The 12,105-nt window shown below is 53.4% G+C and carries 9 protein-coding genes and 1 tRNA gene; 6 read left to right on the top strand and 4 right to left on the bottom strand.

Annotated features, from left to right (window positions below; translation table 11 throughout):
* On the bottom strand, nucleotides 1-1,176 hold a 1,176-nt coding region (gene trkA / locus JKK62_RS12285), incomplete at its 3' end, for a Trk system potassium transporter TrkA (protein ID WP_201428124.1).
* 232 nt (nucleotides 1,177-1,408) lie between these two features.
* On the opposite strand from trkA, the gene JKK62_RS12280 reads away from it, so the two are divergent.
* Entirely contained in the window at nucleotides 1,409-1,894 is a 486-nt protein-coding gene (locus tag JKK62_RS12280; RefSeq protein WP_201428123.1) for a deoxycytidylate deaminase, read from the top strand.
* Nucleotides 1,891-2,484, top strand: coding sequence for an HD domain-containing protein (locus tag JKK62_RS12275; protein WP_186833045.1), 594 nt, complete (start codon nucleotides 1,891-1,893; stop codon nucleotides 2,482-2,484). Before JKK62_RS12280 ends, JKK62_RS12275 begins: the two co-directional genes overlap by 4 nt.
* Nucleotides 2,485-2,664: 180 nt before the next feature.
* On the opposite strand, the gene JKK62_RS12270 is transcribed toward JKK62_RS12275, so the two are convergent.
* Nucleotides 2,665-4,269, bottom strand: coding sequence for a peptidoglycan-binding domain-containing protein (locus tag JKK62_RS12270; protein ID WP_186833046.1), 1,605 nt, complete (start codon nucleotides 4,267-4,269; stop codon nucleotides 2,665-2,667).
* 716 nt (nucleotides 4,270-4,985) lie between these two features.
* Here JKK62_RS12270 and JKK62_RS12265 point away from each other — a divergent pair.
* From JKK62_RS12265 to JKK62_RS12255, 3 genes are read left to right on the top strand one after another with little or no spacing between them, the layout of a single operon-like run.
* Nucleotides 4,986-5,717, top strand: a complete 732-nt coding sequence (locus tag JKK62_RS12265; RefSeq protein ID WP_186833047.1) for a leucine-rich repeat domain-containing protein — start codon at nucleotides 4,986-4,988, stop codon at nucleotides 5,715-5,717.
* 44 nt (nucleotides 5,718-5,761) lie between these two features.
* Complete coding sequence (gene adhE, locus JKK62_RS12260; RefSeq protein ID WP_201428122.1) at nucleotides 5,762-8,383, top strand: bifunctional acetaldehyde-CoA/alcohol dehydrogenase; 2,622 nt, start codon at nucleotides 5,762-5,764, stop codon at nucleotides 8,381-8,383.
* A gap of 21 nt (nucleotides 8,384-8,404) precedes the next feature.
* Complete coding sequence (locus tag JKK62_RS12255; RefSeq protein ID WP_186833049.1) at nucleotides 8,405-9,154, top strand: phosphotransferase family protein; 750 nt, start codon at nucleotides 8,405-8,407, stop codon at nucleotides 9,152-9,154.
* Between the two features lie 93 nt (nucleotides 9,155-9,247).
* Here the strand turns inward: JKK62_RS12255 and JKK62_RS12250 are convergent, their stop codons facing one another.
* Together JKK62_RS12250 and JKK62_RS12245 are read right to left on the bottom strand one after the other, a co-directional pair.
* Nucleotides 9,248-10,162 (bottom strand): asparaginase, encoded by a 915-nt coding sequence (locus JKK62_RS12250; protein WP_186833050.1) that lies wholly within the window; start codon nucleotides 10,160-10,162, stop codon nucleotides 9,248-9,250.
* The gene (locus tag JKK62_RS12245) at nucleotides 10,159-11,448 is read right to left on the bottom strand and encodes a DUF1015 domain-containing protein (RefSeq protein ID WP_201428121.1); all 1,290 of its coding nucleotides are present in this window, start codon (nucleotides 11,446-11,448) and stop codon (nucleotides 10,159-10,161) included. The genes JKK62_RS12250 and JKK62_RS12245 overlap by 4 nt, the downstream gene beginning before the upstream one ends.
* Before the next feature lie 176 nt (nucleotides 11,449-11,624).
* Between JKK62_RS12245 and JKK62_RS12240 the strand changes: the two genes are divergently transcribed.
* Nucleotides 11,625-11,701 (top strand) — tRNA-Ile (locus JKK62_RS12240).
* Nucleotides 11,702-12,105: the final 404 nt, after the last annotated feature.

Genomic DNA, 12,105 nt, shown 5'->3' with positions numbered 1-12,105 from the left:
GCGCGAGCTGCTCTTTACGCGGAACTCAAGCGCCTCTACCCTGCCCTCGTTGAGGCGGTAGAGCGTCTCGACGTTGCTGCCGAGAGAGTTCTGTACCGCGCGGATATAACGGGCAATATACTCGCCCGCAATTTTCTTCGGGTTGATGACGCACTCGATGTTGAGCTGCTCAACGATCGAATCGAAGTGCGCGTTGTTGACCTTGGTGATGATTTTCGCGTGCGAAACATTGCGCACGTACATTGAAATGAGGATATTCTCCTCGTCGTAGTCCATCAGGGCGATCACGCCGTCGGCGTGCTCGATGCCCTCGCTGAGAAGCAGATCCTGATCCATGCAGTCGCCGTGGATAATGACCGCCTCGTGAAGCAGGTCGGAAAGCTCGTCACAGCGCTGCGGATTCTTCTCGATGATCTTAACGCCGATGCCCGCCTTGAGGAGTCTCTGCGCGAGGTAGAACGAGATCTTGCCGCCGCCGAGAATGATGACGTCGCGGCTTCTGCCGATGTTGATGTTAGCCTTCTTGAAGAACTTCGCGGCGATCTCGGGCTTTGAGATGACCGTTATGCGGTCGCCGCCGTGAATGACGAAGTCGCCGTTCGGGATAAATACCTCGCTGCCGCGCTCGACGGCGCAGATACGCACCTTGCCCTTGAGGATATCGATCTTGCTTATCTCGCGGTTTGCAACGGGGCTGTTCTCGGGGACGTTGACCTTGATCAGCTCGACCTGACCCTTTGAGAAGCTGTCGATCTCGAGAGCGCCGGAAAAACGCAGAAGGCGGCTGATCTCACCCGCAGCTGTCATCTCGGGGTTGATGAACATCGAGAGTCCGAGGATATCCTTGACGCGGTAGAGGTCGTTTGTATATTCGGGATTGCGCACGCGCGCGATAGTATTCTTACAGCCGCAGGCGCGCGACATGAGGCAGGTGTAGAGGTTGACCTCGTCCCTCGCCGACGCGGCGATAACCAGATCTGCGGTACCCGCGCCCGCTTCCGAGAGGGTTTCGTAGGTCGCGCCGTTGCCCTCGATGCCCATCGCGTCGATGGAATCTGAGAGGCGGTTCACAGCCGCGCGGTTGATATCTACGACGACGATCTCGTGTCCCTCGGAATTCAGCTCGGCGGCAATCGAGGTGCCGACCTTGCCACAGCCCACAATTACTATTTTCATAAATTGCTCCACCTAAAATACATACGGGAGATAGTGATATCCCCCGAAGAATTTGTATATATAGTATAAAAAGATAATACACCTTTTTAGTGCAAAAATCAAGCCGATTTGTCAATTTCTTTTTGCGATTTGCCAAACATATGATTTTCCGCAATATACGCAAAACATCTTGCATTTCACGCCGTACGTATGATACAATAATTGTATAATAATAACGGGAGGACGCGTTATCGTGAAAAGGAACGGATATATCTCTTGGGACGAATACTTCATGGGAGTCGCGCTGCTCGCGGCAAAGCGCAGCAAGGATCCCAACACTCAGGTCGGCGCGTGCATCGTCGACAGCAATAATATCATTCTCTCGACGGGCTACAACGGATTTCCGTACGGCTGCTCCGACGACCTCTATCCGTGGGAGCGCGAGGGCGAGGATACAAAGTACAACTACGTCGTTCACGCCGAGCTCAACGCGATCCTGAACGCGCGCGGCAAGAACCTCAAGGGTGCGCGGCTCTATGTCGATCTCTTCCCCTGCAACGAGTGCGCAAAGGCGATTATCCAGTCGGGCATCGCCGAGGTAGTCTACCTGTACAACAAGTACGCCGACTCAGAAGCTACGCGCGCTTCGGCGAGAATGCTGCAGTCCGCGGGCGTGAAGCTCAGGCAGTTCAAAACCGACACCGAAACGATAGTCCTCGACTTCAAGGCAAACGCATGACGGACAGAATGGAGCGCCAGTTCCGCTTCGCGCTTGAGGCGGACAAGGAAAAGCGCATAGGACGGCAGACATACCTTTCGAACGGCGCTGAAAAGGAAAACGACGCCGAGCACGCCTGGCACGCCGCGCTGATGGCGATTCTGCTCGGCGAGTACTCAAACGAAAAAATCGACCTTCTTAAAACCGTGACGATGCTGTTAATCCATGATATGGTCGAGATCGACGCCGGTGACACCTACGCCTACGACGACAACGCAAAGCAGACCCAGCGCGAGCGCGAGGAAAAGGCGGCGGACAGGATATTCGGAATGCTGCCCGACGACCAGCGCGACAGGCTGCGCGGCCTTTGGGAGGAATTCGAGGCGGCTCAGACGCCCGAGGCGAAGTTTGCGAGAACGATGGACAACATTCAGCCCGCTATGCTCAACTGCGCCACCGACGGACGGGCGTGGAAGGAAAAGGGCGTGAAGCTCAGCCAGATCCTGGAGAGAAACAAAATAACTCCCGAGGGCTCAAAGGCGCTCTGGGAGTACTCGCTGAACAATTTCATCATGCCGAACGTGGAAAAGGGAAGAATTATAAATAATTGAAAATGTAAAATGAAAAATGGAAAATTGAGGGTCGCTTCGCTCCGAGTTATATTCGGGTGCGGGCAGCGCCCGCCATTAATTTTCAATTTTCAACTTTCAATTTTACATTAACAAACGCAAAAGGGCGGACATGATGTCCGCCCTTTCGGGTTATCAATTATTCGTTATGCAAGTCAATGCTTACCAACGTGTATTAAGCGCAGCCTTGGTGCTCATCTTCGCTGTGCGGGGCTTTCTGGTGGTTTTTCTGAGGAAAATCAGAGCAACCGCACTGATCACGATGATGGTGAGTACAAGCCAGATCCAGATGTTTGCCGCTCTCTTGATCTGAGCGGTCTGACCCTCAGGCACTGCGGAAGCAGCGCCCTGAAGCGCCTTGTCGGCAGCCTTGTTGGTCTTGTCAACAGTGTTTGAGCTTGACGCGAGCGCATTGCCCGAACCGTTGCCGTTGCTGTTGCCGGCTGCAAAAGCGGAAGCGGAATCTGCGGTAGCGGGAGCTGCCACGCTGTCGTCGCTGTCAGCGGCGGCATAAACGGGGCCTGCAACCTCTTCGTTGAGAACTGAGAGGACGTTGGGGTTATATACAACGTCGTCGCTGTTCATAGCGGCAACGGTAGCCTCGTCCATCTGTCCTGTTACGTCAAGGCCGTTGCAGAGCTGGAACGCCTTGATAGCGTCGGCGGTATAGTCGCCGTAGAAGCCTGTGGGCTCAATTCCGAAGTATCCGAGCTTTGCAAGCTGAGCCTGCATCTCGTATACCGCGTCGGTGAAGTCGCCCTCAACGGGCAGAGCGGGCTTGACCTCGAACTCTACCTCGGTCTCCTGACCTTCGGCAGCCTCTACGGTCTCGTCAGCCTTCTTCTCCTCCTCGGGAGCTCCGACTTCGTCTGTATCCTTATCGTTATCAGCTGTATCCGCAGCTGCTTCTTCTGTCTTATCTTCTGTTTTATCTTCGGATTCGTTCTTTACGTTGGCGCGAGGGGCTTCATCGGAATAGAGTACCTCTCTGTCTGAACCTGAAATACCGTCGACTGTGACGCCTGCAGCTTCCTGGAAAGCTCTGTACGCCTGCTCGGTAACTCGACCAAAGTCGCCGTCAATCGCGCCGTCGTAAAACCCAAGCTCTGAAAGGCGCTTCTGGATCTTCTCTACCTCGTTGCCGCTTGAGCCGTATCTGAGGAGAGAGGTCGAAGACTTTGACGAACCTGAATTAGACGAGCTGCTGACCGTTGCCGAAGTATCGGTCGGTGTTGTGCCCGAATGACCCTTTGAATCGAAATAGTATGTAGTACCGTCTATTTCTCTTGAGGTGTTGACGATATACTCGCCGTCCTCATAGTAATAGTAGTTGCCGTTGAACTCTTCCCAACCGTTTTCGGGGTAGGTTACAGCGGTGAGCTTGAACCAGCAGTCCCAGTTGTTCCAGCCGCCGATCTCCTGATAGCATACGCCGTATTCGTCGCCGCGCGCGTCAACCTCCATACCGTCCTCGATATAGACGCCGACGTGACCGGGTCTGGAAAGTCCGAGACCGTGTACTCTGGGTACACCGTTGGAGACATAGCCCCAATCTCTGCCGTTTTCCTGTGCGTCGGAAAGCATGCTCATTCTGTTGCCGCCGCAGTAGGACCAGATAAGTCCCGAACAGTCAACGGCACCCGGGGTTGTTCCGCCCCATACGTAACTCCATCCCTCGTCATAAGCGTTGAGACAGTATTCTGCAAGACCCGCGCCTGTGCCTGAAGCGCTGGCGTTCAGACCGCCGAACACACATACACTAGACACGGTCAGTGTACTCAATATCACAGCGGTAAGCTTTTTTATCCTGTGCATCGTTATTACCTCCAATGTCCGACAAGTGCCGATATTTTTCCGGGTGAATCGGTTCATTTTCCGTTACGAAAAATGACAGCCCGAAATGCACTTGTTAACAAATTTGTAATAATTATATCATCAGAGTTTCAAAAAATCAACCCCTAACGCCCATTTTTTTGAAATCGAATTATATTTCTGGCAATTTCCCTAACAATTTTCGCCTCTATGTGCGATTTTTGGGGTTTTCCTAAAGCAGTGATTGCAAAATTGTAAATTCTTTTGTAATAATTGGGAAATACTGGAAGCTGGTAATTGAAAACGGAAAATTGAAAATGGAAAATTATGGGTCGCTTCGCTCCGAGTTATATATATAATAGAAAGGTATGACAAAGACAGCCGCCCTGACCTGACGATATCACACGCAGCGGAAAGATGAACCAATAAAATGTGCCCGCTGGCACTTTACTTTGGAATATTGTTGTGTTATTATATATTAGTATAGGTGGTTCTCTGTCGATAACCGCCCCTCACGTAATGTTGCATAATGTATTGCCGATGTCGCGCGAAAATTTATGTAACACTAAAAAAATACTCTCAAGAGCTCGAAAAAGATTGACAAAACTTTAACAATCATATAGAATAGTGTCAGTCAACGAGCTCATTGACACACAGAAAGGATTTTTAAAATGAAAAAAGTCATCTGCGCAATTCTCGCATGTACCATCGGAGCGGTAGCTGCGGCTTCACTCAACGGATGCGGCTGCAACGGCAGCAAGCCCTCCTCGGGCAACCAGGAAAGCAAACAGGGTTATGAGGTTGTAGCGACACAGCCCGACCTCAAGGACGAGACCTTCGGCTTCTATATCCTCAACGAAAAAGAGGTTATCCTCACCCGTTACTTCGGCTCACTCACCGACGTTACGATCCCCGACAGCTTCCAGAACTACACCGTTACCGCGATCGGTCACAGCGTGTTCAATAACGACGGTCTGAAGTCGGTCACCATTCCCGAAACCGTTACCGACATTCAGGACTACGCCTTCGCGAGCAACAAGACTCTGACGAACGTAAAGCTCCCCTCGAACCTCAAGCACCTCGGCACCAACGCCTTCTTCTACTGCTCGGGTCTTGATACTATCGAGCTGCCTGCTTCCCTCGAGAAGATCGAGCCCTTCGCATTCTCCGCTGCAGGCCTTAAGACAATCGTGATCCCCGAGAGCCAGACGCTCACAGAGCTTCCCCAGCTGATGTTCCATCAGTGCCCCAACCTCAAGGAGGTTGTAATTCCCGCGACAATCACAAAAATCGCCGACGATACCTTCAGCGAGTGTCCCGCAGACCTCACCCTCAAGGTAGCCTCAGGCTCCTACGCCGAGCAGTACGCACAGGAGCAGGGCATCAGCTATGAGGCGGTATAAATAAAAGAGCCAATCATTAAACCGGCAAAAGCGAGGTAGATAATATGAGTACAAAAGAGTATCCGATCGTAGAGAGCGCCGAATCCTTCGCCGCCGCGCTTGCGCGCGTACGCGAGGCTCAGAAGGCGTTTTCCACCTACACACAGGAACAGGTCGACGCGATTTTCCTGGCGGCAGCGACCGCCGCTAACCGCGCAAGAATTCCGCTCGCCAAGATGGCTGTGGAAGAGACCGGCATGGGTGTAACCGAGGACAAGGTCATCAAGAACCACTTCGCCTCGGAGTACATCTACAACACCTACAGAAACACCAAGACCTGCGGCGTGATCGAGGAGGATCCCGTGGCAGGAATCAAAAAGATCGCCGAGCCTATCGGCGTTATCGGCGCGGTCATTCCCACCACCAACCCAACCTCGACCGCGATCTTCAAGGCGCTTGTCTGCCTTAAGACCCGCAACGGTATCATCATCAGCCCTCACCCCCGCGCAAAGAAGAGCACTATCGCCGCTGCCAAGATCGTTCTCGAGGCTGCCGTTGAGGCAGGCGCTCCCGAGGGCATCATCAGCTGGATCGACGTGCCCTCGCTCGAGCTCACCAACCTGCTCATGCAGGAGAGCGACTGCATTCTCGCGACAGGCGGCCCCGGCATGGTCAAGGCGGCTTACTCCTCAGGCAAGCCCGCTCTCGGCGTAGGCGCCGGCAACACACCCGCTATCATCGACGAAACCGCCGACATTCTGCTCGCGGTCAACTCGATCATTCACTCCAAGACCTTCGACAACGGCATGATCTGCGCCTCAGAGCAGAGCGTTATCGTCGAGAAGAAGATTTACGCCAAGGTCAAGAAAGAATTCAAGGCGCGCGGCTGCTACTTCCTCAACGACGAGGAATGCGAGAAGGTCAGAAAGACTATCATCATCAACGGCGCGCTCAACGCGCGTATCGTCGGTCAGAAGCCCGTGACTATCGCGAAGCTCGCCGGCGTTGAGGTTCCCGAAACGACAAAGATTCTTATCGGCGAGGTCGAGAGCGTAGATATCAGCGAGGAATTCGCTCACGAGAAGCTCAGCCCCGTTCTCGCTATGTACAAGGCGGAGAGCTTTGAGGACGCTATCGCAAAGGCTGAGCAGCTCGTCGCCGACGGCGGCTACGGCCACACCTCTTCCCTCTATGTCGACGCGATCAACTGCAAGGACAAGATCGACGAATTTGCGGCTCACATGAAAACCTGCCGTATCCTCGTCAATACTCCCTCGTCACAGGGCGGTATCGGCGATTTGTATAACTTCAGCCTCACTCCCTCGCTCACCCTCGGCTGCGGCTCATGGGGCGGCAACTCTGTTTCCGAGAACGTCGGCGTGAAGCACCTGCTCAATATCAAGACGGTCGCTGAGAGGAGAGAGAACATGCTTTGGTTCAGAGCGCCCGAAAAGGTTTATATCAAGAAGGGCTGCATGCCCGTCGCACTTCAGGAGCTCAGGGACGTTATGGGCAAAAAGCGCGCCTTCCTCGTCACCGACTCCTTCCTTTACAAGAACGGCTACACCAAGCCTATCACCGATAAGCTCGACGAAATGGGCATCACCTACACCACCTTCTCCGACGTTGAGCCCGATCCGTCGCTCATTTCCGCACAGAAGGGCGCCGAGGCTATGCGCTCCTTCGAGCCCGACGTTATCATCGCGCTCGGCGGCGGCTCCGCTATGGACGCTGCGAAGATCATGTGGGTACTCTACGAGCATCCCGACGTAGACTTCCAGGATATGGCGATGCGCTTCGTCGATATCCGCAAGCGTATCTACACCTTCCCCAAGATGGGCGAAAAGGCTTACTTCATCGCTATCCCGACCTCCTCGGGCACAGGCTCCGAGGTCACTCCCTTTGCGGTAATCACCGACCAGGAGACAGGCATCAAATATCCTCTCGCCGATTACGAGCTCATGCCCAACATGGCTATCGTCGACGCTGACTTCATGATGTCAGGCCCCAAGGGTCTGACCGCCGCCTCGGGTATCGACGCGGTTTCCCACGCTCTCGAGGCTTACGCTTCGATGATGGCTACGGACTTCACCGACGGTCTGGCGCTCAAGGCTCTCAAGGTCATCTTTGAGTACCTGCCCGCCTGCTACGACAACGGCATGAACGAGCCCGTTGCGCGTGAGAAGGTCGCACACGCCGCCACTATGGCAGGTATGGCGTTCGCAAACGCCTTCCTCGGCGTATGCCACTCAATGGCTCACAAGCTCGGCGCGTTCCACCACATCGCTCACGGCGTTGCAAACGCCCTCATGCTCGAGCAGGTTATCCGCTTCAACTCCGCTGAGGTTCCCTCAAAGATGGGTACCTTCCCCCAGTATGACCACCCCCACACCCTCGCGCGCTATGCTGAGATCGCTCAGTTCCTCGGCTTCGGCGGCAAGAACGACAAGGAGAGCGTTGAGAACCTCATCAACGGCATCAACGAGCTCAAGGCAAGGGTCGGCATCAAGAATACAATCGCAGATTACGGCGTTAAGGAGGAGGACTTCCTCGCTACCCTCGACGAGATGACCGAGCAGGCGTTCGACGACCAGTGCACAGGCGCCAACCCGCGTTATCCGCTCTTCAAGGAAATCAAGCAGATGTACCTCAACGCCTACTACGGCAACAACAAAGACGCGGTTTAATGCGCGGAAAGGGGCTTTACCATGAAATTTGACAATGTTCTCGCCGAGAGAAAAAATAAGGTCATCTACCGCGACGGCGACCTCGCTGTCAAGGTCTTTGACGAATCCTTCCCCAAGTCCGATATCCTCAACGAGGCGCTCAACCAGGCGAGAGTTGAGGAAACGGGACTGAATATCCCCAAGATCGAGGAAGTCACCAAAATCGACGGCAAGTGGGCTATCATCTCCGACTTCATCGAGGGCAAGACCCTCCAGCAGCTTATGGACGAGAACCCCGACAAGCTCGACGAGTACCTCGAGCTCTTCGTGAACGTCCAGATGGAGATCCTCGGCAAAAAGTGTCCGCTGCTCAAGAGACTGCAGGACAAGATGCAGGACAAGATCAGCAGCACAGACCTCGACGCAACCACACGCTACGAGCTGCACACCCGCCTCGCATCGATGAAGCGCCACGACAAGGTTTGCCACGGCGACTTCAACCCCTCGAACATCATCATCACTCCCGACGGCACTCCGTTTATCCTCGACTGGTCGCACGCCACTCAGGGTAACGGCGCGGCTGACGCGGCGAGAACCTACCTGCTCTTCTGTCTGAAGGGCGACAAGGACCTCGCCGAGAAGTACCTCAAGCTGTTTTGCGAAAAGACAGACACAGCGCGTCAGTACGTCAACGCGTGGATGCCGATCGTCGCGGCTTCTCAGTCCGTAAAGGGCAACCCCGAAGAGAGAGAATTCCTCCTCAACTGGGCAAACGTCTGCGACTGGCAGTAGAAATCAAAAGGACTGTTCTCCGAGGAGAGCAGTCCTTTTTTAGTTGAAAATGAAAAATGAAAAATTGAAAATTAAGGGTCGCTTCGCTCCGGTTTATATTTTCGGGTGCGACTTCAAAAGCAGCATAACAAACGCCGTTGCGGGTGACATAGGCGGCAGGACGTTTATACCCAATTCATCAAACGCCTGCTTGCTCTCGTAGTCAAAGCCTTCCTCGCTGCCTGTCAGGTACAGCGGTACGCCTGCTGTGTTTGCCGATTTGCAGAAGTTCTTAAAATCCTCTCTCGCGGTCGGCAGAGTTCCCGAGTGATAGCCCTCGAGCAGCACAGCCTTTGCGCCGTCAACTGGCGGATAAATCATTCCCGGGTGCGCGCGCAGCCAGATAATCTTTCCGTTCGGCTTGCATTCGGAAAAGTCGCCCAAGCTCTCCTCCTCAAAATCGGGATTGAGCACGACCTCGCCGCCGACAAGCTCGGCAAAGTAATTATCGCGAAGGCTGAGGACGCTGTCGCTGTACGGCTGATGCGGCAAAAGGCTTGCCGCGCGGTAGATCATGACATTCTCGCCGCTGTTCCTGTACGATACGAAAACGCCCTTGCCGACTCCCGAGCGGATAAAATCAACCGCGCCGCGGAAGTTGTCAAGACCGTTTGAGCGGCTGTCTGACAGCGGATATGCCGCCGACACGAGCACAACGGGAATATCGCACAGCCCGAGCTTCAGTCCGAGGTACGCCGCCGTGTATGGCATGGTATCCGTGCCGTGGGTGACGATAACGCCGTCGCTGCCGCGCACGCTCTTTACGCAGTCAGAGAGCTTCTCCCAATGCTCACAGCCGAGGTTTTCGCTCAGTATGAAGTACGGAGAAAGCGTTTCAAACTCTACGCTGCCGTCAAGAGCGCGGTATATTTCAATCAGGGTAAAGGAATTGGCGCCGTCAGGTGACAGCGCCCCATTCCTGTTCGAGCAGGCAATCGTGCCGCCCGTAAATATCACAGTAATTTTCATTCTACGCCAATATCGTTCATAACCATACCCGTCGTCATCTTCGGGTAGAAATAGGTGGACTTCTGCGGCATCTTCTCGCCCGCCGCCGCGACGTCGCGGATTTCGGTGACGCGGGTCGGGTTGAGGATAAACGAGCACTGGAACTCGCCCTTGTCGACGCCCATGATCGCTTCCTCATAGAACTTCGTGTAGGTCAGGTTGATCTGAGCCGCCATGTTCTCCTTGTCGATGCCGAGGATCTTCTCGAGAATCAGTGTGTGCAGGACGCTGACGTCGAGCTGCTGTGACGCTTCGCTCAGATCGGGCAGCTCCTTTTTCATCACGTCGATATCCTTGAGCGTGAGCAGGTACCACTCGCCCTTGCCGCAGTAGAAGCCGAAGGACTTGCTGCCCTTCTTGTACTCGCTGTGGAGCAGCTCGTTCATATGCGAAACGCTGTCGAACGCCTTGATATCAAAATATTCTTCGCAGCCGTCGAGGAGCTTATCCCTGTCAAACTTAGGCAAATCGCGCACAAGGCGGTGCGTCGGGAATACGACAAGCCCCGGGTGCTCCATGTCCATGAGGAACATCATCTGGTAGTCCTGAGCGTCGCCTTCCTTCGAGATACCGTTCTCGCGGCAGTAGTTGCGGTAGTTGAGCGCGGTCTCGTAGCGGTGGTGACCGTCGGCGATATAGAGCTTTCTGTCGGTGAAATCGGCGCACAGCTTCGCGATAGCCTTCTCGTCGGTAATAATCCAGAGCTTGTGGGTAACCTTGTCGCCGTCGGTAAACTTGGCGTTGGGCTTACGCTTTGACAGCTCGTCGATAGTCGAGAGCGTGGTATGCTCCTCGTCCATATATAGCGCGTAAATCTGGCTGAAGTTGCAGTTTGTCGCCTTCATGAGGTTGAAACGGTCAGCCTTCGCCTTCGAGAGCGTGAACTCGTGCGGAAGGATAACTCCCTTCGAGAACTCCTCGACCTTCACACGCGCGATGATGCCCTTGATACTGCGGCGCGTGTTGTAGGCGTTGAACTCCTCCTCGTAAATATAAATCGCGGGCTTATCCTCGTGAATGAGGATTCCCTTCTCTCTCCAGCGGTCAAGAACCTCGCCCGCTGTTGTGTAAACATTGTCGCCTTCTTTGGGCAGCTCAAGGCGGATAACGTTGTATTTGTTCTGCGCGAGATACGATTTTCTTTCCTTTTCGCTGATAATGTCATAGGGAGGACAGCAGAGCTCATCGAGCCTGCCTGCGCGTTCGGTGTTGTAGCGCATACCCCTGAACGCTTTGATTTCAGCCATAAAAATACCCCTTTTCTGATTCATGCTTACCTTTTAGTATATCATATTTTATGCCGCCGCACAAGACGCATTGATGAAAAGTTCATATATTATATTGTTTATTACACGTTCAGAGAAGATTTTCATTGACACAACTGAGTTTTTTTGATATAATAGAATTTGCGAAAGAACAAAACGCACCAATAGCTCAGTTGGTCAGAGCTACCGGCTCATAACCGGTTGGTCCGGGGTTCGAGTCCCTGTTGGTGCACCATCCTATGCGAATAAAAAAGATATTCGCCCCGAAAAGCCCGATTTTATCGGGCTTTTTCACGTCTCAGGGGCTTGTCCGCGAGCGTACAAAAACGTAGATGTAAAACGGCGTTTTTACCATTTTTCAGGGAAATGAACCCCCGAAGAACAGAAAATCAGGCAACAAAATAAACTTTTTCTTAGGCATTTCAAATTAATGAGTGCTACTCACAATCGAAAAAATCTCATTTCAGAGCCAATCGTTTAGAAATAAGCGGTTGGCTCTTTTTTTATTTCTAAAAAAACTAAAGGAGATGATAATCAATGTATTTTACAGAAAACCGGTACGACCGCAGCATCGAATGGATGATGAAGGGTGTACCAAACTTTTACGCGAGAAGTTCGGGAATCGTAGTGACAGGGAAA

This window comes from Ruminococcus difficilis (assembly GCF_016680995.1).
The sequence above is the reverse complement of the archived record's forward strand: the minus strand, read 5'-3'. Positions and strand labels throughout refer to the sequence as shown.